At 36.0% G+C, this 24,135-nt stretch carries 26 protein-coding genes and 2 tRNA genes; 12 read left to right on the top strand and 16 right to left on the bottom strand.

Annotated elements, in window-relative coordinates; translation table 11 throughout:
• The first annotated feature begins 39 nt into the window (after positions 1 to 39).
• The 4 genes from H599_RS0113425 (at position 40) to lgt (ending at position 3,244) form a co-directional block, all read left to right on the top strand.
• Entirely contained in the window at positions 40 to 405 is a 366-nt protein-coding gene (locus H599_RS0113425; protein ID WP_394330980.1) for a four helix bundle protein, read from the top strand.
• Positions 406 to 470: 65 nt separating this feature from the next.
• Entirely contained in the window at positions 471 to 1,949 is a 1,479-nt protein-coding gene (gene cysS / locus H599_RS0113420; protein WP_026714606.1) for a cysteine--tRNA ligase, read from the top strand.
• A gap of 54 nt (positions 1,950 to 2,003) precedes the next feature.
• Positions 2,004 to 2,252, top strand: coding sequence for a membrane protein insertion efficiency factor YidD (yidD, locus tag H599_RS0113415; protein ID WP_026714605.1), 249 nt, complete (start codon positions 2,004 to 2,006; stop codon positions 2,250 to 2,252).
• A 65-nt stretch (positions 2,253 to 2,317) separates the two neighbouring features.
• Complete coding sequence (gene lgt, locus H599_RS0113410; protein ID WP_026714604.1) at positions 2,318 to 3,244, top strand: prolipoprotein diacylglyceryl transferase; 927 nt, start codon at positions 2,318 to 2,320, stop codon at positions 3,242 to 3,244.
• A gap of 115 nt (positions 3,245 to 3,359) precedes the next feature.
• On the opposite strand, the gene H599_RS0113405 is transcribed toward lgt, so the two are convergent.
• The 7 genes from H599_RS0113405 to idi form a co-directional block, all read right to left on the bottom strand.
• Positions 3,360 to 3,433, bottom strand: a tRNA-Thr gene (locus H599_RS0113405).
• Between the two features lie 67 nt (positions 3,434 to 3,500).
• Positions 3,501 to 3,574: transfer RNA gene (locus H599_RS0113400), tRNA-Thr, on the bottom strand.
• A 79-nt stretch (positions 3,575 to 3,653) separates the two neighbouring features.
• Positions 3,654 to 3,920, bottom strand: coding sequence for a hypothetical protein (locus tag H599_RS0113395; RefSeq protein ID WP_026714603.1), 267 nt, complete (start codon positions 3,918 to 3,920; stop codon positions 3,654 to 3,656).
• A 55-nt stretch (positions 3,921 to 3,975) separates the two neighbouring features.
• Positions 3,976 to 4,941 carry a type I phosphomannose isomerase catalytic subunit gene (locus H599_RS0113390; RefSeq protein ID WP_026714602.1) on the bottom strand — a complete coding sequence of 322 codons (966 nt, stop codon included), beginning with the start codon at positions 4,939 to 4,941 and terminating at the stop codon, positions 3,976 to 3,978.
• Between the two features lie 97 nt (positions 4,942 to 5,038).
• Positions 5,039 to 5,488 carry a peroxiredoxin gene (locus tag H599_RS0113385; protein ID WP_026714601.1) on the bottom strand — a complete coding sequence of 150 codons (450 nt, stop codon included), beginning with the start codon at positions 5,486 to 5,488 and terminating at the stop codon, positions 5,039 to 5,041.
• Positions 5,488 to 5,898 (bottom strand): 6-pyruvoyl trahydropterin synthase family protein, encoded by a 411-nt coding sequence (locus H599_RS0113380; RefSeq protein WP_026714600.1) that lies wholly within the window; start codon positions 5,896 to 5,898, stop codon positions 5,488 to 5,490. The genes H599_RS0113385 and H599_RS0113380 overlap by 1 nt, the downstream gene beginning before the upstream one ends.
• A gap of 22 nt (positions 5,899 to 5,920) precedes the next feature.
• The gene (gene idi / locus H599_RS0113375) at positions 5,921 to 6,448 is read right to left on the bottom strand and encodes an isopentenyl-diphosphate Delta-isomerase (protein WP_026714599.1); all 528 of its coding nucleotides are present in this window, start codon (positions 6,446 to 6,448) and stop codon (positions 5,921 to 5,923) included.
• A gap of 234 nt (positions 6,449 to 6,682) precedes the next feature.
• Between idi and msrB the strand changes: the two genes are divergently transcribed.
• On the top strand, positions 6,683 to 7,234 hold the full coding sequence (gene msrB, locus H599_RS0113370; RefSeq protein ID WP_026714598.1) for a peptide-methionine (R)-S-oxide reductase MsrB: 552 nt from the start codon (positions 6,683 to 6,685) through the stop codon (positions 7,232 to 7,234).
• Positions 7,235 to 7,253: 19 nt separating this feature from the next.
• Complete coding sequence (gene msrA, locus H599_RS0113365) at positions 7,254 to 7,865, top strand: peptide-methionine (S)-S-oxide reductase MsrA (protein WP_026714597.1); 612 nt, start codon at positions 7,254 to 7,256, stop codon at positions 7,863 to 7,865.
• A 166-nt stretch (positions 7,866 to 8,031) separates the two neighbouring features.
• On the opposite strand, the gene H599_RS0113360 is transcribed toward msrA, so the two are convergent.
• Both H599_RS0113360 and H599_RS20800 read right to left on the bottom strand, forming a co-directional pair.
• A complete protein-coding gene (locus H599_RS0113360) occupies positions 8,032 to 9,612 on the bottom strand; it encodes an NAD(P)/FAD-dependent oxidoreductase (RefSeq protein WP_026714596.1) in 1,581 nt (526 codons plus the stop codon).
• Positions 9,585 to 9,743: a hypothetical protein gene (locus H599_RS20800; RefSeq protein WP_155960785.1), complete on the bottom strand. Its 159-nt coding sequence runs from the start codon at positions 9,741 to 9,743 to the stop codon at positions 9,585 to 9,587. Before H599_RS20800 ends, H599_RS0113360 begins: the two co-directional genes overlap by 28 nt.
• Before the next feature lie 54 nt (positions 9,744 to 9,797).
• Between H599_RS20800 and H599_RS0113355 the strand changes: the two genes are divergently transcribed.
• Positions 9,798 to 10,037, top strand: a complete 240-nt coding sequence (locus H599_RS0113355) for a hypothetical protein (protein ID WP_026714595.1) — start codon at positions 9,798 to 9,800, stop codon at positions 10,035 to 10,037.
• 117 nt (positions 10,038 to 10,154) lie between these two features.
• On the opposite strand, the gene H599_RS0113350 is transcribed toward H599_RS0113355, so the two are convergent.
• Positions 10,155 to 12,350 carry a RecQ family ATP-dependent DNA helicase gene (locus H599_RS0113350; protein ID WP_026714594.1) on the bottom strand — a complete coding sequence of 732 codons (2,196 nt, stop codon included), beginning with the start codon at positions 12,348 to 12,350 and terminating at the stop codon, positions 10,155 to 10,157.
• An 85-nt stretch (positions 12,351 to 12,435) separates the two neighbouring features.
• Here H599_RS0113350 and H599_RS0113345 point away from each other — a divergent pair, with 85 nt between their 5' ends.
• The 4 genes from H599_RS0113345 to H599_RS21235 all read left to right on the top strand — a co-directional run bounded on the left by H599_RS0113345 (position 12,436) and on the right by H599_RS21235 (position 15,314).
• Complete coding sequence (locus H599_RS0113345) at positions 12,436 to 13,401, top strand: KpsF/GutQ family sugar-phosphate isomerase (RefSeq protein ID WP_026714593.1); 966 nt, start codon at positions 12,436 to 12,438, stop codon at positions 13,399 to 13,401.
• Positions 13,401 to 14,210 (top strand): twin-arginine translocase subunit TatC, encoded by an 810-nt coding sequence (tatC, locus tag H599_RS0113340; RefSeq protein ID WP_026714592.1) that lies wholly within the window; start codon positions 13,401 to 13,403, stop codon positions 14,208 to 14,210. Before H599_RS0113345 ends, tatC begins: the two co-directional genes overlap by 1 nt.
• 85 nt (positions 14,211 to 14,295) lie before the next feature.
• A complete protein-coding gene (gene lptB / locus H599_RS0113335; RefSeq protein ID WP_026714591.1) occupies positions 14,296 to 15,036 on the top strand; it encodes an LPS export ABC transporter ATP-binding protein in 741 nt (246 codons plus the stop codon).
• Positions 15,037 to 15,158: 122 nt separating this feature from the next.
• On the top strand, positions 15,159 to 15,314 hold the full coding sequence (locus tag H599_RS21235; RefSeq protein WP_316930450.1) for a DUF5808 domain-containing protein: 156 nt from the start codon (positions 15,159 to 15,161) through the stop codon (positions 15,312 to 15,314).
• 1 nt (position 15,315) lies between these two features.
• On the opposite strand, the gene H599_RS0113325 is transcribed toward H599_RS21235, so the two are convergent.
• Both H599_RS0113325 and H599_RS0113320 read right to left on the bottom strand, forming a co-directional pair.
• Positions 15,316 to 16,179 carry a glycoside hydrolase family 25 protein gene (locus H599_RS0113325; protein ID WP_026714590.1) on the bottom strand — a complete coding sequence of 288 codons (864 nt, stop codon included), beginning with the start codon at positions 16,177 to 16,179 and terminating at the stop codon, positions 15,316 to 15,318.
• On the bottom strand, positions 16,163 to 16,885 hold the full coding sequence (locus tag H599_RS0113320) for a CDP-alcohol phosphatidyltransferase family protein (RefSeq protein WP_026714589.1): 723 nt from the start codon (positions 16,883 to 16,885) through the stop codon (positions 16,163 to 16,165). The genes H599_RS0113325 and H599_RS0113320 overlap by 17 nt, the downstream gene beginning before the upstream one ends.
• 547 nt (positions 16,886 to 17,432) lie before the next feature.
• Between H599_RS0113320 and H599_RS0113315 the strand changes: the two genes are divergently transcribed.
• The gene (locus H599_RS0113315) at positions 17,433 to 18,575 is read left to right on the top strand and encodes a lipoprotein N-acyltransferase Lnb domain-containing protein (protein ID WP_035141645.1); all 1,143 of its coding nucleotides are present in this window, start codon (positions 17,433 to 17,435) and stop codon (positions 18,573 to 18,575) included.
• 4 nt (positions 18,576 to 18,579) lie between these two features.
• On the opposite strand, the gene H599_RS0113310 is transcribed toward H599_RS0113315, so the two are convergent.
• From H599_RS0113310 to H599_RS0113295, 4 genes are all read right to left on the bottom strand, one after another.
• A complete protein-coding gene (locus tag H599_RS0113310; protein ID WP_026714587.1) occupies positions 18,580 to 19,974 on the bottom strand; it encodes an exopolysaccharide biosynthesis polyprenyl glycosylphosphotransferase in 1,395 nt (464 codons plus the stop codon).
• 106 nt (positions 19,975 to 20,080) lie between these two features.
• Complete coding sequence (locus H599_RS0113305; RefSeq protein WP_026714586.1) at positions 20,081 to 21,439, bottom strand: O-antigen ligase family protein; 1,359 nt, start codon at positions 21,437 to 21,439, stop codon at positions 20,081 to 20,083.
• Positions 21,432 to 22,523: a glycosyltransferase gene (locus H599_RS0113300; protein WP_026714585.1), complete on the bottom strand. Its 1,092-nt coding sequence runs from the start codon at positions 22,521 to 22,523 to the stop codon at positions 21,432 to 21,434. Before H599_RS0113300 ends, H599_RS0113305 begins: the two co-directional genes overlap by 8 nt.
• Positions 22,520 to 23,641, bottom strand: coding sequence for a glycosyltransferase (locus H599_RS0113295; RefSeq protein WP_026714584.1), 1,122 nt, complete (start codon positions 23,639 to 23,641; stop codon positions 22,520 to 22,522). Before H599_RS0113295 ends, H599_RS0113300 begins: the two co-directional genes overlap by 4 nt.
• Between the last annotated feature and the right edge of the window lie 494 nt (positions 23,642 to 24,135).

Here is a 24,135-nt window from a genome sequence, read left to right as displayed (position 1 = left end):
TGCAGTATGTTTAATCGTTAAATCGAATTAAATATGTACATGTTTTCATTTGAAAAACTTGATGTTTGGCAAAATTCAAGAGAATTAATTTTGACAATTTATAAATTGACTACTAATTTTCCATCAAGTGAGATATATGGTATCACCTCTCAAATAAAAAGAAGTGCAGCATCTATCGCAACAAATATAGCCGAAGGAACTTCGAGGAATACCAATAAAGACAAAGCATATTTTCTCACGATTTCGTATTCTTCTGCAACAGAAACATTAAATCACCTGATAATATCAAAAGATCTTAATTACATCACAGAAGAAGAATACCTTCATTGCAGAGAAAATTTAGAAAAAATTTGTAATCAGATCAATAGCTTAAAGAAATACTATATTTCACAAGAACAAAATTGAATCATTTATTCACTTCATTAAGCAAATAAACGAATCAACAATTAAACGATTAAACAACACCCTTTATGTCCTCATACAATACTCAAACACTAAAAATATACAATTCACTTTCAGGAGAAAAGGAAACATTCGTACCTATAAACGAAGGTAGCATTGGAATGTATGTTTGCGGACCTACAGTTTACAGTAATGTACATCTTGGTAACCTAAGAACTTTCATGTCATTTGACGTAATTTTTAGATATTTACTTCATCTGGGCTACAAAGTGAGATATGTTAGAAACATTACAGACGTAGGACACATAGTAGATGATGTGGACGAAGGAGAAGACAAAATTGCCAAAAAAGCACGCCTAGAGCAATTAGAGCCTATGGAAGTGGTTCAACGTTATACAGTTGACTTTCACGAAATTCTGAAAGCGTTTAATTTTTTGCCTCCAAGTATCGAACCTACTGCAACAGGTCATATTATTGAGCAAATTGAAATCATCAAAAAGATTATTGATGTCGGAATTGGTTACGAAACGAATGGTTCGGTTTATTTTGATGTGGTAAAATTCAATGAAACTAACAATTACGGAAAACTTAGTGGTCGTAATATCGAAGACATGCTGGCTAATACCCGTGATTTAGACGGACAATCCGACAAAAGAAACCCACAGGATTTTGCACTTTGGAAAAAAGCCGAACCAGAACACATTATGCGTTGGCCTTCGCCCTGGAGCGACGGCTTCCCTGGCTGGCATTTGGAATGTACCGCCATGAGCACTAAATATCTGGGAAATCATTTTGACATTCACGGAGGCGGAATGGATTTAAAATTCCCGCATCACGAATGTGAAATTGCCCAAAACGAGGCCTGCACCGGGCAATCTCCGGTAAATTACTGGATGCACGCCAACATGCTTACTTTAAACGGTAAAAAAATGGCCAAATCTACCGGAAACAATATTTTACCCAGAGAAATCCTGACAGGTGACAATAATATTTTAAGCAAAGCTTTCCCGGCTTCAGTAGCTCGTTTCTTCATGTTACAGGCGCACTACAGAAGCATTTTAGATTTTTCGGACGAAGCCATTGTCGCTGCCGAAAAAGGATACAAAAGATTAATGGAAGCTATCGATACTTTAAAACAAATCAAAACTAGTACAAACAGCACTTTAAATATTGCAAACTGGAAACAACTTTGCTATGATGCTATGAATGACGACTTCAATACCCCTATTTTAATCGCTCATTTATTTGAAAGTGTTCGTTATATCAATTTATTAAAAGACAACAAAGAAAGCATCACCGCTGCCGATTTAGAAACACTTACATCGGCAATGCATTCTTTCGTGTTTGATGTTTTAGGTTTGGAAAACCAAAAAGCTGCAGACAGCAGTAACAACAAACTGGAAGGCACCATTAACATGCTGATTGACATGCGCAACAAAGCACGTGCGGATAAAGATTTCGCTATGTCTGACCACATCAGAGACCAACTACTTGCGTTAGGTATCCAATTAAAAGACAGCAAAGAAGGGACTACTTTCAGCATCTAATTTAAAAAAGAAGATTGAAAATATTTTTCTTTTGTGAATTCTAAAAATATAAAAATGTTTTCAAAAATCATCATATTTCCATTCATAATATTGGTTCGAATTTACCAATTAGTGATTTCACCACTGACTCCGGCAACTTGTCGATTTACTCCAAGTTGCTCGGCCTACATGATTGAAGCCTTAAAAACACACGGTTTATTTTATGGCGGATTTTTGGGAATAAAGAGAATCTTCAGCTGTCATCCCTGGGGGAAAAGCGGTTACGATCCGGTCCCTAAAAAAAAGGATTATCACAAACATTAACCTTTCATTAGTACTCATTTTACTTTAAATATTTAATTTTACAATTCATAAAAAAACAAAATTACATGACACAGGCTTTAAACATCGTATGGAATCCATCCGAAGGTATTGATTTAGGTTTTTTTGTAATTAGATATTACAGCTTAATGTTTGTGATTGCATTTGGATTGGGTTGGTATATTATGAAAAACGTTTTCGAACGCGAAAATGAATCCCTAGAAAAACTGGACTCCTTATTTGTATGGAGTGTTCTTGCCACACTGATTGGCGCCCGATTGGGACATGTTTTCTTTTACGATTGGGAATATTTCCGAAACCACTTATCTGAAATCATATTACCTTTCCGATTCACCCCTAAATTTGAATTTACAGGCTATCAGGGATTAGCAAGTCACGGAGCAGCAATATCCATTATTGTTGCGATGTATTTTTACAGCAAAAACATTCTGAAAAAACCTTTGTTGTGGATTTTAGACCGCATTGTTCTTGCCGTTGCCTGTGGCGCTATCTTTGTCAGATTAGGGAATTTTTTCAATTCTGAAATCGTTGGAAAAGAAACCTCTTCTGCTTTCGGAATCAAATTTATTCATGATTACTACAGCAAATCCGACGCTGTAAATCTGACACAAATCCCTAATCCGAAAGAAGCTTATACCGCAATTGCAACCAATCCTAAATTTGCCAATTTACTGGCACAGGTTCCGGTAAAACACCCAACACAGCTATACGAAGCCTTTTGCTATATTTTTGTATTTGCTATTTTGTTTTACTTATACTGGAAAACCGAAGCCAGAAAAAAATCAGGCTTCTTATTTGGATTATTCCTGGTTTTATTATTCTCTGTTCGAATAGTAGTCGAATCAGTTAAAGAAAGTCAGGGCGGATTTGAAAGTGCCTTAGGACTTCTTTCTACAGGACAATGGCTAAGTATTCCATTTATTTTGATTGGTTTTTATTTTATTTTTACTGCCGAAAAACCGGTGAAAATATAATTTCAACATAGCTCTCAACAACATACCGCTTTTTTAGCGGTTTTTTTTGTTCTAAAAAATCCAAAACAGCCCAAAAACAAAAAAACCACCTAACAATGTTAGATGGTTTTTCCTGAGCCGATAGAGGGACTCGAACCCACGACCTGCTGATTACAAATCAGCTGCTCTAGCCAGCTGAGCTACATCGGCATTTTTTTGTAATAATGTTTTATTGAAATCTCAATAAAAAACCACCTAAAATTTAGATGGTTTTTTGAGCCGATAGAGGGACTCGAACCCACGACCTGCTGATTACAAATCAGCTGCTCTAGCCAGCTGAGCTACATCGGCGTCATTATTACGGGTGCAAATATACAGCTGAATTTTAATTCTCCAAAGGAAATTTGCACTTTTTTTCGCTTTTTACCGACTACAATTCGTTGATTTTAGCAATCAATTGATTTGCAGTTTGTTCCAATTCCGCATTAATTTGCTTGAAGTGTGCTTTTTTATTTTCTACATTCTTAGCATTCACTTTTGCGATTAAATTATCAAAAGCAGCAATAGCTTCATCAATCAAATTATTCGTTTCTTCTGTAGGTTTACCTGAAGTTGAAAGTTCAAACAAGTAAATTGCCTCAATAATATCCCCTAAAACGTAGTTGATGTCTTTCTTTAAATTCTTAACGTTTGCCATTTTATTTAATTTTAATTTGCGTTTGCAAAAATACGTATAAACTTTTTATTAGTCACTATGAAATGTAAATTTCTAAAACAGAAGCTTTTCCGTTTAGCACAAAAGAGTCGATTGCAGCCGGAATCAATACCGTATCCCCTTTTTTACAACTGTATTTCACTTGATTATATGCTATTTCAAACACCCCTTCAACACACATATAAACCGTAAAAGTCTCCCCGTTTTTACTCACATTAATTTCTCCATCCAATGGAATAAAATTAGTTGTAAAATAAGGACAATCCACAACCGAATTGGATTGATTGACTTCTTTGGCATATTGCCTATAAGTGTCAACTTTATCGTAATTAATCGCATCTAAAGCCTGATCAATATGTAATTCTCTTTCGTTTCCTTGTGCATCTACCCGGTCAAAATCATAAATTCGATAGGTAATATCCGAAGTTTGCTGAATTTCAGCCACAACTAATCCGGCACCAATTGCATGAACAGTTCCGGTTTCCAAAAAGAAAACATCCCCCGATTTTACTTTTACAGCATCAAGAATAGAAAGCAACCTTTTATTTTTTAGATTCGAAACATATTCTTCCGCATTTGATTTTTCTTTAAATCCAACAATAATGCGTGCATCTGCATCAGCCTGCATAATGTACCACATTTCGGTTTTCCCAAAAGAATTATGACGCTCCTTTGCTAATTCATCATTAGGATGCACCTGAATCGACAAATCTTCGCGTGCATCTAAATATTTAAACAATAACGGGAATTGTTTTCCAAATTTTTGATAAACCGCAGTCCCTAAAATTTCATTAGGTGATTCATCAATCAATTGCATTAAAGTGCGCCCTTTCAATGCTCCGTTAGCTACCACGCTTACATCACCTTCAACCGCAGACAACTCCCAACTTTCTCCGGTAGTAACCGATTCAATCGACTTATTTAAAACCGTTTTTAATTTTTCTCCTCCCCAGATTCGCTCTTTCAAAATGGGTACAAACTGTAACGGATAGACATTCTTCATTTTTAAATTTATTTTTAGTGTAGTGTTTTTATTTTCAAAGTCAAATATAAAGCACCCAAGTCTTTAAAAACAAGTACTTTTTATTCAATCTTATAGACTATTTTACCATTTTCTCTAACATTTTACGAACATGCTTCATCCCGTTCATACTTTCAAATACCATTTGAATCACTCCGGCTTTATCAACTAAATAAGTAACTCTCCCCGGCAATAACCCAAAAAATCCGGAAGGCACACCAAATAGTTTTCTAACAGACTGATCTGCATCCGACAATAAAATAAAAGGCAAATTATATTTTTGAGAAAAATTACGATGTGAAGCCACATCATCCGAAGAAATTCCAATTACGGCAACATCTAAATTTAAAAATTCAGAATAATTATCCCGAAAACCGCAAGCCTGAGCGGTACATTGAGGTGTATCATCTTTAGGGTAAAAATAAATAATTGCTGTTTTTTGACCAATAACTGACCGACTGTCAAACAAGTTTCCCTCAGCATCTTTAGCTGTAAAATCCGGAATGCAATCTCCTTCTTTTAAAGCCATCACAATCCTTTGTAGGTTACAAAATTTCGGGGAGTTTCATAAAGAACAACTTCTAATTCAAATTTAGATTCAATTCTTTTTCTGATTTTATTCCAAATTACAACAGCAATATTTTCGGCAGTTGGATTCAGATTCTCAAATTCGGCGACATCCAAATTCAGGTTTTTATGGTCAAAAGCATCTTCTATTTCTATTTTGATAATATCCGCCAAAATTTTAGCATCCATCACAAAACCGGTTTCCGGATTAACAGCTCCGGTAACACTCACCACCAACTCATAGTTATGACCATGAAAATTAGGATTATTGCATTTTCCAAATACAGCATCATTTTGCTCAAACGTCCAGTCTTTTCGATACAAACGATGAGCAGCATTAAAATGGGCTTTTCTACTAATAGTTACTTTCATAATCCTGTTTTAAAACCAATTTTTAAACTTTATGTTCTTCCAGATAATGATAAAATTCTTCAAAAATAATCTTAAACCAAACTGTATAAAGCTCCGGATGAACCGAAATATCTTCTTTTACAGCCTCAATATCCATCCATTTCCAGGCTTCCACCTCCTCAGGATTAATTACCGGATTTTCATTGTAATACCCAATCATCACATGATCCAGTTCATGCTCGGTTAACCCATTATCAAACGGAGCCTTGTAAATAAAATGAAACAATTCTTTTAATTCGGCCTGAAACCCCATTTCTTCCATCAGCCTTCGGTTTCCGGCCTGAAGATTGCTTTCACCTTCCCGCTGATGACTGCAGCAGGTATTAGTCCACAACAATGGAGAATGGTATTTATGATGTGCCCGTTGTTGCAACATCAATTGATTCTTTTCATTTAAAATAAAAACCGAAAAGGCACGGTGTAATACCGCTTTTTCATGAGCTTCTAATTTTGGCATTAACCCAATTGGCTCATCTTTTTCATTAACCAGTATTACGTTTTCTTCTGTCATATTCTTTTATAGCCAGACAAAAATACAAAAAAGATAAGGAAACAAACAGCCTTTAACGTTCTCTTTCGAATTAATAAACTAAACCAAAAACCAAACGACAATCTTAAACGTATATGATAATCAAACGTTAAACAACACCTAAATAGCCGTTAAATTACAAAGTTCACATCATATTTAGCCAATTTGCTCGTTATCTTTGCATTAACACTAAACTTCAAAAACAAAAACATAATTATGAAAACGAACACCCTTATTAATGTATTCTTTTTCTTATCGTTTTTCATTGTTACCGCCTGCGGACAAAACAAAAAATTACCGGAAGAGAAAGCTGTCATTACGAACAACCAAATCAACAAACCGGGAAATCCTTATTATTCCAATACCGACACCACCAAACTTAATTTAACGGACGCCGAATGGAAAAAAGTACTTCCCGAAGACGTTTATTTAGTCATGCGCGAAGCTGAAACCGAAAGAGCTTTTACCGGAAAATATTGGAATACCGATGAAAAAGGAACCTATTATTGCGCTGCCTGTGGCAATAAATTATTCCGTTCTACAGCTAAATTTTCCAGCAGTTGCGGCTGGCCAAGTTTCTTTGAACAGGAAAACAAAAAAAGCATCGTTTTTAAAAACGATTTCTCTTATAATATGGAACGAATTGAAGCACTTTGCGGCAGATGTGGCGGGCATTTAGGCCATCTTTTTGACGACGGTCCTCCTCCTACCGGAAAAAGATATTGCATGAATTCCATTGCACTTGATTTTGTTCCGGATAACCAATAAACCACTCAATCAAATCCACATGAAAAAGTCATTTTTAATTATTTTACTAATCTCACTAAGTGCTTTCAGCCAAAAAAAACCGGCAGCAAATTCTAATCTCGAAACCATAACATTAGGAGGGGGCTGCTACTGGTGTATTGAAGCCATTTTTGAAAATTTGGACGGAGTAAAAACAGTAGTTTCCGGATTTTCCGGAGGAACAGTAAAAAATCCGAGTTACGAAGCGGTTTGCACCGGAAAAACCGGTCACGTCGAAGTGGTACAAATTACTTATGATAAAACGAAAACTAATCTGGATGAAATCCTGAAAGTATTTTTTACCGTTCACGACCCTACTACTTTAAATCGTCAGGGAGCCGATGTAGGCACTCAATACCGTTCGGTTATTTTTTACAGTAATGAATCCCAACGAAAAACAGCTCAGGAAATCATTAACGAATTAAATAAAAACAAAGTTTATAACAGTCCGATAGTTACAAAAATTGAACCTTTTAAAAACTTCTATGAAGCCGAAGATTACCATCAGGATTATTATGAATACAATAAAAATAAACCGTATTGCCGACTGGTCATCCAACCCAAATTGGAAAAATTTGAAAAGGTTTTTAAAAACCATTTGAAAAAGAAGTAACAACTACTCTTCAAAATAGAAAACTGACACAAATTTCACAAATTAGCACAGATTCATAAACTTATAAATTACACGAACTTTATACCTAATATCACTGATTCGTTACATTAAAACTAAACATTAGTGTAAATAAGTGTAATTCGTGTCTAAAATGCAGAACCTCGAATTAAGTTACAATTCGAGGTTTTTTATTTAAAGCTTCACCAATTTTCAAAGCACATTTTTCACCATCAATCGCCGCTGAAATAATTCCTCCCGCATAACCGGCTCCTTCACCGCAAGGATACAAACCTTTTATTTGCAAATGCTCTAATGTAATTCCGTCTCTTGGAATACGCACCGGCGAAGAAGTTCGGGATTCCGGCGCATGCAAAATTGCTTCATTAGTGAGATAACCTTTCATCGACTTTCCAAATTCCGTAAATCCCTGACGCATAATTTGCGTTAAAAAACCTGGAAAAACCTGCCCCAGTTCTACCGAAGCAGTCCCCGGAACATAAGAAGTTTTCGGAATTTCTTTAGAAACTTTAGCCTGCGTAAAATCAATCATTTTTTGAGCCGGAACCTGCTGTGTTTTCCCAGCCAAATGCCAGGCTTTTTGCTCGATACTTTTTTGGAATTCCATTCCTGCCAAAGCTCCAAACTTCGCAAAAGGCTTAAAATCTTCTAATTTCAATTCGACAACAATTCCGGAATTAGCCGTTGCCTGATCTCTTTTAGACGGTGACCAACCATTGGTAACCACTTCTCCCGGACTGGTGGCGCAAGGTGCAATAACTCCTCCGGGACACATACAAAACGAATACATTCCTCTTCCTCCTACCTGTTTCACTATACTGTAAGGTGCAGGCGGCAGCAATTCGCCTCTAAAATCGCAACTATATTGAATACTGTCAATTAACGTCTGCGGATGCTCGGCACGAACACCCAATGCAAAAGGTTTGGCTTCAATCAGTATTTTTTTTCGATCTAATAATTCAAAAATATCTCTGGCTGAATGTCCGGTAGCCAAAATCAGTTTGTTAGCTAAAATTTTGTCACCGTTTTGAGTTACAACTCCTTCCACTTCATTATTCTTTACCAAAATATCCGTCACCCGGGTTTCAAACAAAACCTGACCACCACATTCTTTAATTTTTTCACGAATGTCTTCGATAATTTTAGGTAATTTATTGGTTCCAATATGCGGATGTGCTTCTACCAAAATATCCGGAGTAGCACCAAAAGCTACCAATAATTCCAATATTCGGTTCACATCGCCACGTTTTTTAGAACGGGTATATAATTTTCCATCCGAATAAGTTCCGGCACCTCCTTCCCCAAAACAATAATTAGAATCCTCATTTACAATATGATCCCGATTAATCGCTTTCAAATCACGGCGACGACCTCTTACCTCTTTCCCTCTTTCAATTACTATAGGCTTCAACCCTAAATCAATCAACTGCAAAGCAGCAAAAAGCCCCGCAGGCCCTGCTCCTACTACAATTATCTCCTGCTCATTCGAAACATTAGGATAATCCGGAAGTTGAGAAATCTGCTCCTGAAAAGTTTCACCTTGCAAATAAATAAGAACTTTCAAATTGATTTTAATCGCTTTTTGACGAGCGTCAATAGAGCGCTTCAAAATAACGACATATTGAATTTCGGAAACAGCTACTTTTATTTGTTTGGACAAATAATCTCTCAACAAAGATTCATTGGCAGCAATTTCCGGACTTACCTGAAGTAAAAGTTCTTTGGGCATGGTATTTTTATAATAATTGGCTTTTCTTTCAATGGAAAAGAAGCTGCAAAAATACTATTTTGAAATGACATTCCAAGACGGTTCACTCCCGAAGCATTAGGAACATCCAAACTCATAAGCAGATTATTCATTTTCAAAAGAGACTTTGTACCTTTGCTACTCAAAATCTTTACAACTTTAAAAAAATGTCCAGAAAAATAAAATTGATTTGGGATTTTCGCGGACCTGCTTCCGCCAAAACCGCCGAACATCACGAAATTCATTTAAAAGAATACATCATTATAGAAAAACTTCCGTTAAACATCACGGGATTTGAAATTTATGACGAAATGTACGCCATTGCTTTTATGGTTGTCACGGATGAAAACATGATTCAGATAAGAGATGTATTAAAACCTCATCGCGGAGAACTTTTTACCGAATAGAGCTCAGATTTTTTTTAGAAGGCTGAACTCAGAAAGAAGAAGACAGAAGGCAAAAAAAAATTCAGATTAACACTTTAAAAGGAATCAATCTGAAATCTAAAGTCTGCAATCTAAAATCTAATTCGCTACTTCGCTGATGAATTTAATACGCATCAATCGTAACTCATCAATATCGTAATCGCCATCAAATTCTTTTAAAGCTTCTTCAATTTTATCTGTGGCTGATTCCATGAAATAATCATGAATTTCTTCCTGCTGATCTTCGTCCAGCATATCGTCAATCCAATATTTGATATTGAGCTTGGTTCCGGAATACACAATCTGCTCCATCTCTTTAATCAAAGCATCCATCGTCATACCTTTTGCTTTAGCTATATCATCCAAAGGCAGCTTTCTGTCAATATTTTGAATAATATACAATTTATTCGCCGAATTGGTTCCCGTGGATTTCACCACCAAATCATCCGGTCGGATAATATCATTATCCTCAACATAACGACTGATTAAAGCTACAAATTCCGCTCCATATTTCTTAGCTTTTCCTTCTCCAACACCATGAATATTAGTTAATTCCGCCAAAGTAACCGGATATTTCAAAGCCATATCTTCTAAAGAAGGTTCCTGAAAAACCACAAACGGAGGAACACCTAATTTCTTAGCAACTTTTTTACGCAAATCGCGCAGCATTTCCATCAATGCTTCATCGGCAGTTCCTCCGGACTTAGAAGCAGCTACCACTGTTTCATCGTCAGCATCGGTATATTCATGATCTTCAGACATCATAAAAGAAGTGGGATTCGCAATAAAATCCAATCCTTTTTGAGTGATTTTTACAATACCATAAGTTTCAATATCTTTTGACAAATAGCCTTCAACCAAAATTTGCCTCAACAAAGCCATCCAATATTTTTCGTCATGTTCGGCACCACAACCAAAAAAAGATTGTGAATCCGTACGATGTGCTTTAATTACAGCGTTTACACGACCTATTAAAGTAAAAACAATTTCTTTGGACTTGTATAAATGTTTCGTATCCCGAACAACTTCTAAAAGTTTTACCACTTCATTTTTGGCTTCTACTTTGGTTTTAGGATTTTTCACATTGTCGTCCATATCGGCCCCTTCTCCGGTTTCGCTGTCAAATTCTTCACCAAAATAATGGAGTAAAAATTTTCTTCTGGACATCGAAGTTTCGGCATAAGCCACCACTTCCTGCAACAAGGCAAAACCTATTTCCTGTTCGGCAACTGGTTTTCCCGACATGAATTTCTCTAATTTTTCTACGTCTTTATAGGAATAATAAGCCAAGCAATGTCCTTCACCTCCATCACGGCCGGCACGACCGGTTTCCTGATAATAACTTTCCAGAGATTTTGGAATATCATGGTGAATTACAAAACGCACATCAGGTTTATCAATTCCCATTCCAAAAGCAATGGTTGCCACCACCACTTCTACATCTTCCATCAAAAACATATCCTGATGTTTGGCTCTGGTTTTAGCATCCAATCCGGCATGATACGGAACCGCACTGATTCCGTTTACTTTCAAAACCTCGGCAATTGCTTCTACCTTTTTACGGCTCAGACAATAAATAACACCTGATTTTCCTTTATGCTGACGAATAAAACGAATAATATCTGATTCAACATTCTTGGTTTTAGTACGTACTTCATAAAACAAATTAGGACGGTTAAAAGACGCTTTAAACGTAACCGCATTGGCCATATCCAAATTTTTCAAAATATCCTCCTGAACTTTTGGAGTAGCCGTCGCTGTAAGTCCAATCACCGGCACATCCCCGATTTGTTTGATAATATTTTTCAGATTTCGGTATTCGGGTCTGAAATCATGCCCCCATTCCGAGATACAGTGTGCTTCGTCAATAGCCACAAAAGAAATAGGGACACTTTTTAAAAAAGTCACATTTTCTTCTTTTGTTAAAGACTCGGGAGCAACATACAATAATTTAGTTAATCCGGAAGTAATATCTTTTTTTACCTGAGCAATTTCCGTTTTGGTAAGTGAAGAATTTAAAACATGGGCGATGCCATTCTCTGAAGACAAACTCCTTATTGCATCAACCTGATTTTTCATTAAGGCAATTAATGGAGAAACTACTACTGCAGTTCCTTCCTGAATTAAAGCAGGCAGCTGATAACACAACGATTTCCCTCCACCTGTGGGCATGATAACAAAAGTATTTTGTTTTTTGAGAAGGCTTGTCACCACCTGCTCCTGTAACCCTTTAAATTGACTAAAGCCGAAATATTTCTTTAATTCTTTATGGATATCAATTTCGTTTGAATTCATTCTTTATTATCTGGTATTTTGTATAAATTTGCATCACATAAAGATACAAATTTCTTTTTCACACACAAATTTTAAACATTCTGTTTTGACATCCAAAGAAAATATATTGGCCATTGCCAAAAAAACGATTCTATCTGAAAGTGAAGCAATTGTAAAATTAATCGATTACTTAGATGAAAGTTTTTCAAAAGCTGTAGAAATAATCTTTCAATCAAAAGGTCGCTTAGTCGTTACCGGCATTGGAAAAAGCGCTATTATCGGTCAAAAAATGGTAGCTACTTTTAACTCCACAGGAACTCCGTCCATGTTTTTGCATGCTGCCGAAGCCATTCACGGCGATTTAGGAATGATTCAGAAAAACGATGTGATTATTTGCATTTCTAAAAGCGGAAACAGTCCCGAAATCAAAGCACTCATTCCGTTATTAAAAAGAGACGGAAATCCGCTCATTGGAATCAGCGGCAACAGTAATTCGGCTCTCGCAAAAGGTTCCGATTTCGTTCTAAACACTACTGTTGATATGGAAGCCTGCCCCATAAATTTGGCACCTACTAACAGCACCACAGCCCAATTGGTTATGGGCGATGCTCTGGCAGTTTGTTTAATGGAAATGCGCGATTTCAAACCGGAAGATTTTGCCAAATACCACCCGGGAGGTGCTTTAGGAAAAAAATTACTGCTAAAAGTAAAAGATTTAATCGAACACAATCAAAAACCAATAGTAACTCCGGACACTCCGGTAAAAAAAGTTATTTTCGAAATTTCCGAAAAAAGACTCGGTGTTACTGCCGTAATTGAAAATGACACCGTAACAGGAATCATTACCGATGGAGACATTCGTAGAATGCTGAACGACAGAGACAGCTTTACCGATTTGACCGCTAAAGACATCATGAGTCGAAACCCAAAATCGACTTCATCAGAAACAATGGCTATTGACGCTTTGCAAATTTTGGAAAACCATTCCATAACCCAACTTATTGTAATTGACAACGGAGTATATAAAGGCGTTTTACACCTACACGATATACTAAAAGAAGGAATCCTATAATGGCAAAAAAAAATATAAACGAAATGTCGTTTTTAGACCATCTGGAAGATTTAAGATGGTTATTAGTCCGAAGTACTGTTGCTATACTTATCATGTCATTTTTTGCTTATTTGATTAGCGATTATTTATTTGACACGGTTATTTTTGGCCCAACAAGACCAAGTTTTTTTACCTATGTTTATTTCTGTGAATTATCACACAGCCTAGGTTTTGCCGACAGCATTTGCATTACCGAAATGCCTTTTATCATTCAAAATACCGAAATGGAAGGTCAGGTCAATGTTTTCATCTGGATGTGTATCCTTTTTGGTTTTATCCTCGCTTTCCCTTATATTTTATGGGAAATTTGGAAATTTATCAGTCCGGCACTTTATAATAACGAAAAAAAGAATGCTAAAATTTTCATCTTTTTTTCATCGTTATTATTCTTTTTAGGAGTTGTTTTTGGGTATTTTGTGGTTATCCCAATGTCGGTTAATTTCGTGGCTACTTTCACCATTAGTCCAACAGTAATCAATCAATTCACCCTGGATTCCTATATGGGAATGGTAAAAACCTCGATGATTGCCAGCGGATTATTTTTTGAATTACCAATAATTATTTATTTCTTAAGCAAATTAGGATTAGTAACTCCTGATTTCTTAAGAAAATACAGAAAATACGCCATCATAATCGTTTTGATTGTAGCTGCTATTGTAACTCCGCCAGACGTAGTAAGCCAAACCATTGTAGCCATACCAATGCTGTTAATCTATGAAGCCAGTATTTTCATTTCTGTTTTTGTTTCTAAAAAAGAAAAGAATAATTAATTGTTAATATCGCTATTTGTTTATTGGGTTATTCGTTAATTTGTCGAAGAAACAGCTATACAGTGAGTCAAAAAACCAACACAAGATGATTTTAAGAGCCGATAATTTAGTAAAAACATACAAAGGAAGAAGTGTTGTAAAAGGCATTTCGGTAGAAGTGAACCAAGGGGAAATTGTAGGTTTACTTGGACCAAACGGAGCCGGTAAAACCACTTCTTTTTATATGATTGTGGGATTGGTAAAACCTAATGCCGGAAACATCCATCTTGATGATACTGACATTACGCATTTCCCGATGTACAAAAGAGCACAACAGGGAATTGGTTATCTGGCTCAGGAAGCTTCGGTTTTTAGAAAATTAAGCATTGAAGACAACATTTTAAGTGTTTTGCAATTGACCAAACTTTCCAAAGAAGCCCAAATTGCCAAAATGGAAAGTCTGATTGCCGAATTCAGCTTGGAACACATCCGAACCAACCGCGGGGATTTATTATCCGGAGGAGAACGTCGTCGTACTGAAATTGCACGCTGTTTGGCAACGGATCCAAAATTCATTCTGTTAGACGAACCATTTGCAGGAGTTGACCCGGTTGCTGTTGAGGATATCCAACGAATTGTTGCGCAGTTAAAAAACAAAAATATCGGAATCCTGATTACCGACCACAATGTTCAGGAAACACTGGCGATTACTGACAAAACCTACCTGATGTTTGAAGGCGGAATTCTAAAAGCCGGGAAACCGGAAGAACTAGTTGAAGACGAAATGGTAAGAAGAGTGTATCTGGGACAAAATTTTGAATTAAGAAAGAAGAAGTTAGAGTTCTAGATTTCAGAAAGCAGCTGGCAGATTTTAGAAAGTAAAACAAATGAACCAGGATAAAAAACCTAGTAAAGAAACTTTAGATCAATGGTCTAACGACCCTAAAAACTGGATCTGGGGAATGTTTTATTACAACCCAAAGGGACAAACGCATTTTCCCTCCTAAGAAAAAAGAATGGATGGGTTGGACTGTTAATTTTGCCAACAGAAAATCAGTATTATTTTTTATCGGGATGTTACTTTTTTTTCTATTAGTTACATTTACAATACTAAGAAAAAAATAATTTATTCTTTTGTAATAAACTGCAATTGCTCTAAATCACCATTAAAGATATTGACATCTACATTGCCTTTTATTCCTGAAACAGAGGCTTTTTCGGTAAATTGCCAAAACAACCAATCTTCTTCCATTTTTTCACGGTAAAAATTATAATTGGCAATCCAAAATAAATAATCGGAGAATTCTTTTTTGAGAAAATCATCATAATAACGTTCTCCGGTGTAAATAATCGGTTTTACTTTATAATGCGCTTCTATTTTAGTCAGCCAACGTCTTAATCCTAATTTCAATCGTTCCATAGACTGATTTTCCGGTAAACGTTCAATATCCAAAACGGGTGGCAAATCGCCTTTTTCCAAACGAACCGTTTTGATAAAAAGCTCAGCCTGTTCCAACGAATTTTCATTAGGACGATAATAATGATAAGCACCGCGAATCAGCTTGTTTTCTTTGGCCTGAAGCCAATTTTCCTCAAATCGTTTGTCTAATCGGTCGTTGCCAACAGTGGCGCGAATAAAAACAAAAGACAATTGATAATCATCATCCAAGGTTTTCACCTCATCCCAATCGATTTCATCCTGATATTCCGAAACATCAATACCAATGGCTTTGGATTCGTTCTTTTCTAAAACCTGATAATTACGAACATCCGAAAGTCGTTTTTCCTTCGCTGCCTTATCCAGAGTCTTATTGGTTTTAAAACTAAAATAATAGGCCAAACCATTTCGATAATGATAAATAATTCCGAAGCCAATCAACAACAGTAAGGCTACTGTCAGGAACTGAATTACCTTTTTTTGTAGTACCGAAGTTTTCTTTTTAGACTTTCGGGAAGGAGTGGTTCTTCGTCGGTTATTTTGTTTTGCCATCCAGAGAAACCCTATTATTCAATACCGACAACAACACATAACTGATAATCACCAAAGGAACACCCGCATATTGAAAAAACAATACCAATAAAACAGACAGGGTGATAAAAGCAATTTGCAGCCAATTATCTTTCAAAGTAAACTTCTTAATTTTTAAAGAAAACAAAGGAATTTCGGCATTTAAAATAAAAGCACTAAAAGCCGTAATCAGCAACAAAACCCATTGATTAGTCAATAATTCTAAAATAAACAAGGAATCCGAATATTTAAGCACCAAAGGCAAACTTAACATAAACAGGGAATTTGCCGGAGTAGGCAAACCAATAAATGATTCTGACTGACGGGTATCGATATTAAAAAAAGCCAAACGATAACAGGAACCCATTGTAATGATAAAACCTAAAAAGGGAAAAAACATGCAATCGCAGATTTCGTGCTGACTGTTTAACAACAAATAATACATCACATAACCCGGAACAACACCGCTGGTTACCATATCGGCCAGTGAATCCAATTGTAATCCTAATTCACCGGTAACCTTGAACATTCGCGCAAAGAAACCATCAAAAAAATCAAAGAAAATCCCTAAAGCCACAAAGAAAAAAGCAATTTCAAAATCCTGATTACTCACAAAAACCAACGCTATACAACCACAAAAAAGATTAAGTAATGTAATACTGTTAGGAACGTGTTTTTTGATATTCATTGCTGTTTATTTTAAAAGGATAGTACGCAAATTTAATACAATTAATCCAAGCAAACACTTTCTCTGAAACAGATTATCAACAGAAATTTCACAAAGAATATTTAAATCCGAAAAGAAATAAGCTCGCTAAAAAATGATATTTTTGAAAAAAGAATGAAAGTTACGAGAAATCATTTTAAACAATTGACCTATTTTCACACAACTTACACCTCCCTACCCTCCTCAAGGAGGGAATTCGGACTGTAAAATCCTGACAGATTTCCCTCTTAAGAGGTATTTAGGACCTGTTTATATTTACAATATTTCAGACTAACTTAAGTTAAAAATCCGTTGGGTGAAATTAATTTTTGATTATAATTTTTCGTCAGTTCGAGTGATTTTCTCCCGAAGCCTCGGGAAGAAAATCGTATCGAGAACAAGAAAAATTTCATTAAAAATGGTTCTCGATACATTTTTTGTTCCGTTTCACTATACAAAAAACACTCGAACTGACGTTTTTAGTAATTTCACCCAACGGGTTTAAGTTAAAAAGTAAAAAACAATCACTATGACAAATCGTTTCACTTTGAAAAACAACATATTTCTGCTATTCTTTCTTAGTTTTTCTAATGCTTTTTGGGCACAAAATATCCAATTATCCAAAGAGGCTACCGTTAGCGTAATCACTTGCGGACTGGGGAATGAATCCTATTCTCTTTTTGGACATACCGCCATCCGAATTAAAGACGAAGCTAATTTTGTAGATGCTGTTTACAATTACGGCGCTTTTGATTTTAACACCCCTAATTTCGTTCCTAAGTTTGCCAAAGGGGATTTACAGTATTTTGCAGTGGTGCACCCTTTTACTGATTTTATCAGTCAGTACACTTATGAAAACCGTTCGGTTGATGAGCAGGAATTAAATATCCCCTTAGCATTAAAACAAAAGCTTTTTGAAAATTTAAATACATCACTGGCTTCCGGTGACAGTCATTATACTTATAAATTTATTGACAAAAACTGTACTTCGATGGTTGTAGCTATCATCAATAAAACTTTAGGAAGTACCGTAATTACTAAAAAAACAGACACTAATTTAAGCTACAGAAGTATTTTATATCCTTATTTTGACCATCATTTTTATGAAAAACTGGGTACCAGCATCATCTTTGGTTCTAAAGTAGATCAATTAGGCACAAAACTCTTTTTGCCATTAGAATTGAAAAAAAGCTTAAAACTGATTCAGTATAAAAACCAGCCTCTGGCCTCTGAAAATGAAACACTTTTACACTTTGAAGAATCGCATCCAAGCTCCTGGTGGAACAATATGTATTCCTATTTAATTTTTCTGGCACTTTTGATAATCTGGAATAAAAAAGGAATACATCTTGCTTATTTTATCTTAATGGGAATACTTGGATTATTTTTCCTTTTTATGGGATTTTATTCCAATCATTTAGAATTAGCCAACAATTACAACGTACTGTTATTCAATCCGGCCTTATTAATTTTAGTATTCTTTTACAGTAAACAGAACAAATTATGGACGTACCGATTAGCTTTATTCAACCTCTTTTCACTACTGATTTATCTGGTGTTCCTATTCAACAAAGCCCATTTATTAATCGTTTTGCCTTTAATAGTCACTTCGGTGTATTTCTTAATTCAAATAGCACTCAAAAACAAAAAAACAATTCCGATTATTATTTAAAAAGCTACTGTCCGCGGTAAAATAAAATGGTGGTTATGGTTTTTAAGGCAATATTAAAATCGAGGTAAAAACTTCGGTGTTTGATATAATACAAATCGTATTGGAGTTTAATCAGACTGTCTTCCAGACTTTCTCCATAAGAATAATTTACCTGCGCCCAGCCGGTAAGTCCGGGCTTAATGATATGACGGGTTTCATAAAAAGGCATTCTTTCGGCAATTTCTTTAACCACAAAAGGTCTTTCGGGACGGGGGCCGATTACTGCCATGTCCCCTTTTAGAATATTAACAAACTGAGGAAATTCGTCCATTCTGGTTTTGCGCATAAAGCGTCCAAAGGCCGTAACCCGGGTATCATCAGGAGCTGCAAAAACAGCTTGATCTGCTTCCGAATTTTCCAACATGGTTCGGAATTTCAAAATATTAAAAACCACTCCGTCTTTCCCTATTCGTTCCTGTGTATAAAACAAAGATCCTTTGTTCGCAAAACTATTCATAACAAACACAAAAGGAATCAGTAATACAGTAAGAAGCAAACCGACGAAACAAAGAATTATTTCAAAAATTCGGATTATGGACAAATACAAACGGTTTTGATTACTGCGACTAAAAGGGAAAAACCGATAAAAATCACGCCCGATATATTGCACAGGAATTCGCTGGGTTTTAGACTCATACACCTGCGAATATTCTCTGATAAGTCTTCCGGATTCCAGTAATTTTAATAATTGCTGGTACAATTCGGTAGTGATGCTTTCCGGATTTTGTGTGCCTACTACAATTTCAGTAATTTGTTTGGCATTCACATAGCGCATTAATTCTCCTGCATTTACACATTCAATACCTGGTTTTAAACGAACCGATTGGGCTACTTTGGCACAATCACTTACAAAAGCCACAATTTTATAATGCGGATCAATGGATTCTATTCCTGAAACCAAGTCTTCTACTTGCTCGGCATCACAAATCAACAAGGCATTTTGATAAAATCTTTTAGAGGCCAGAAAACGTACATAAAACAACCTCCATAAAATAAGCGACAGAAAGATAACTGTAAAAAAGGCCAAAATCTGCAAGCGGTTAGCCGGCAACGGAGGCGAATAAACAGGGGTTAAAAAATAAGCAACAGTAGTAGTAGTAACCGTTAAAATGGTGCTTCGGATTAACTGAAATTCGGTACTGGCGACCTGAAGATTGTAAAATTCGAAAACGGCTCCTATTAATTTTAAATAGACCAATAAAAGCAACAGATGCACTCCGTTAGACACTGCCAATGTTAAATATTCCAATCTGAAGAAATTCCCGGTAACATTGAGAGCCAAGAGCACACAAACAACATCCACAAAATGCAGCATCATTTTTCTTTCGGAGAGTTCAAAATGAATTTTATCGGTTGTCATTGGAGGGCTGTTTAAAAACGATATTACGATTTCTAAATTGAAAAATCGAATTCGGAAGCAAGTTGATAAACTATTCCCAATTGATAAAATTTATCCTTTAAAAGGATTAAATTTCTGTTGAAACACCCTCTTTTGGCATTTCAGTTGCCGAAAAATGAACTGTGAGTAACGTAAGCGCGTACACAAAAGCCGGAGCAGCAATTCGCATCGCGGCATGATTAATTGTTAACAGCCAAAAGACATAAAAGGGAAAAAAATAGATATTTTGATACTGAACCAAAAAGAGCATCAGCGGAGTGAGTACTAAAATCAACAACATCAATACTCCAAACAGACCATGTTCGGCTAATAAACGTGTAATTTCATTATGCGAAGCCACCTCCTGTCCCAGCATTTGCTCGCGATAAGATTTTCCCATACCGATTCCCGCTCCCAACAGAGGATTTTCCTGAAAAAGAGCTATTTCAGTTCCCATTATCTGTTCGCGTCCTCCTAAACGATCCGCTTTTACACGTCCGGCTGCATTCTGATTAGCATATCGTTTGGTAATTAAACCACTGGTTTGCACTACCGAATAACTCCAAATTCCCAAAGCCAGCAAACTACTAAAAATCATAATCCATTGTACTTTTCTTTTTCCGGAGCTGTTACTGAACAGATAAGCCGCTAAAAGCAATAAAACAATCATTGCAAAACCGGTAATTACCCCTCCTCTGGAAAAAGTAACAATAGCACGATAAGCCGCTACAACAAAAAGAAAGCCATTCAGCAGTAACATTCTTTTGGATTTAGACATAAAAAACATCTGAGCAAAAAAAACAAACATTCCCAGCCCTAAAACTGTAGCCACCTGATTAGGTCCATAGCCTCCTGAAGTAGCAAAATTAGACTGGGTTCCGGTTACCACTTCCCGCACAGAGGGATTGTACAGCAACAGATAAACCAGAGTAGCAACAACAGGTAATCCTAAGAGCACAACTATATTTTGCAACTGACTGAAACTTACTCTTCTCTGGTAACAATACAAAGCACTCAGTCCCAGACAAACCGGTCCGGAAATATTAAAGGTGATTGCTTTTCGAATTTCCAAATCGAGATCCTGACTGCTCATAGTAACCAGCATTCCGGGAATCAGGAATAAGAAGTAAAACCAATAAACAATGCTGTTTTTAGAAAAACCGCTCAGTACAAAACCCAATAACATTAGTAAAGAAACTACAGTCTTGACATACTCATTGTTCAGATTACCGCCGGTCATTCTTAAAAAAACCTCTGCCCCAACCAGATAAGCCGACACATAAAGCACTTCATTGTTTTGGTTGTTTTTCGATATAATATAATAACCTCCTAAAACAGCAATCAGCAAGGCGTAAATTTTAGACAAAAAAGGAATAAAAAAAATAGCAAATGCTATCCCGACATGCAGGAATATTAAATTGATATAATTGATTTCAGACTTATTCATTTATAATTGTTGTGCTTACCCAATGACTATATGCTTTTATTACCGCAGCTGCCGAAAACTGTTTTTCCACTTTCTGATGAAGTTTTTCAGCAAAAGAGGCTCTAAGTTCCGGTTGGTTTATCAATTGGATTAATTGTTTATGAAAAAGAACCACCTCATCCGGCGATACTAAAAAACCATTTTCTCCTGTATCAACTACTGTTTGTAATTGACCAACATTGGTCAAAACCACTGCTTTTTTATGCCAGGCATATTCCAAAACTGCCAATGGCAATCCTTCCGATTTTGAAGTGAGTATCCCTATCTCCGTCTGTTTTAAAACCCCGTCCACATCCGAACAGGAATCATACAAAAAGACCTGATTTTCCAATTGACGTTCTTTGATTTCCTTCTTTAACTGTACGGAATAAGCATCCTTAAAATCTTTACCAACCAAATGAAAACTCCAATTAGGATGAGATTCTTTCAACAAAGAAGCTAATTCCAACAAGAAAGAATGGTTTTTCTGTGGTCTTAAATTTGCCAGACACACAATCCGCTTTCCGGAAATCCCTTGTAATTTACAGTCTGATTGCAGCGCTTCTTCTCTTTCATCACAAACAAAATTAGACAAATAAACGCTGTTTTTACAATGCAAATAATCCAAAGCCCACTTTTGCAACTTTTCGTTTACTGAAATAATGCCATCAAAAAGAAAACTGAGACATTGCAAGACTGCTTTAGGCCGCTGTATTAGAAAATCACTATTCCCATAATGATCGTGCCAGATAATTTTTAGTTTGGGATAGCTGCATTTGACCAAAATGGCCAAGAAGAAAGAAGAACCATGCGCCTGAACACACTGAATACGGTGTTGTTTTATGAATTTCCGCAACTTGAAAATGGCACTAAAATCGAGGGTTCTTTTTTTATTTAAAAACAAATAATCCACTTTAGGTGCTATTTTTGCTTTTAAAATTCCCTCTTTTCGGGTAGCAACCAATGCTGAAAAAGTCCCTTCTTCCGACAACATATTGGCGTAATTAACTGCCATGCGTTCGGCTCCGCCTGCTTCTAAGGAATCAATTAGTTGTAGTATTCTCATTTTTGCAGCAGCTTTTTTATTTCGGTTTCAAAATATTCTAAGGTATATTTTCTGGACCAATTAATAGCTTCTTTACTTCTCTTTTCAAACTGGTCAGGATTATTTATTAACGTTGCGATTGTATCGGTATCTTTCTCTGTATCCATTTGTAACAAAATTCCGCGATGTCCGTAATCCAGCATTTCAGGTACGCAGGAAACCGCAGTAGCAATAGGAACACACCCCCAAAACATTCCTTCGGCAATGGCTTTGGGCCAGCCCTCGCTCTTAGAGGCTAAGATAACAAAATGGCTCTTCTGATAGGCTTTTTTCAATACTTCCTGATTTTGATTGCCATGCAAAAAAACACATTCACTAAGAGTGTGCTTTTCAATATAATTTTGCAAAGTCCGTCTTAAAGGTCCGTCTCCAAAAACATCTAATTGAACATTAAGATTTGTCTGTTTTAATTGTTCCAAAAGCCGGATAGCATACAACGGATTTTTGCCTTCAACCAAACTTCCTACAAAAAGCAGTCGTATGTTTTCATTTGAACCAATGGTCTTTACTGTTGTTTTTTCTTCTCGTTCGGAATAACTGGCGGTAAAAAAAGACTGAATATTAGCCGATTGATTATCCCATTCACCATAAACCAACACTTTTATATTTCGGGTCAAAAAAGTATTGGATAAAATCCATTTTTGCAGGCGATAACTCCATGGTTGTTTACTTTTAGAATCCCAATTGCCCGCATACTTTGCGGTCTTGGTTGTGGAAGGAAAAAAAATTTGCAATATACAAGCTAACAAACCCATATTTCCCGGGCAACGCAAATGGATATGATCGGCCTGTTGCATGGCTTTGTAAATTTGGTACAAAATACCGGGAATTTCAAACAATGTAATGAGCGTATTCTTCAAAGTTGTCAAACTCAAAGCCGCTACCGGTTTGAAATCAATATTTTGATGTTCATAAGCACTATCGATTGCTGTTGACGTATGATTAGCAATTGGAGCTATCACCATTACTTCCTCTACATTTTTCAACCATAAATTCATTTCGCGCACATATGGTTCGTAAGCAAAGTACTTTTGATTCCTTTGGCTATGGACGACATGGGTAATGATTAAAAACTTCATTTTGCTGCTTTCTTTGTAAGCAAATATAGGTATAAAAGTTATGGGTTGTTTTCGGTTGTGGATTGTGGGTTGTGGGTTGTGGATAAATTAGCTGTTTTTTAAAACATATAAGTCATATAAGTTTTTTTTATTAACTGAGAATAACCATAAGCTATTATTGTAGTACATATAAGAGTTGAGTTGTGGGTTGTTAGTTTTGTTTAGTAATAATTGAGAAAAATTGTACTCTGTTTCATGCTTTTTACACACTCCTAGCCCTTTTCAGTTATGAGTTGTAGGTTGTGGGTTGTCAGTTTTGTTTAGGGGTAATTGAATGCATTTTGGATTCATATTACAATTGCTACACACCCCTAACCCCTCTGAAAGAGGGGAATGTGTATCTGCTAATCGAGTGAATTCTGCTTTCTTTTATGATTGTAACACATCCTTAAATTCTCTAACTCTAGTTTATATTTTTATTTGGAATCGTTGAATATTCGATTTTAGAGAGAGGA

The organism is Flavobacterium daejeonense DSM 17708 (assembly GCF_000425425.1).
Taxonomy (GTDB): domain Bacteria; phylum Bacteroidota; class Bacteroidia; order Flavobacteriales; family Flavobacteriaceae; genus Flavobacterium; species Flavobacterium daejeonense.
Note: the sequence above shows the minus strand (reverse complement) of the source record. Positions and strands in the feature narration are given on the sequence as shown.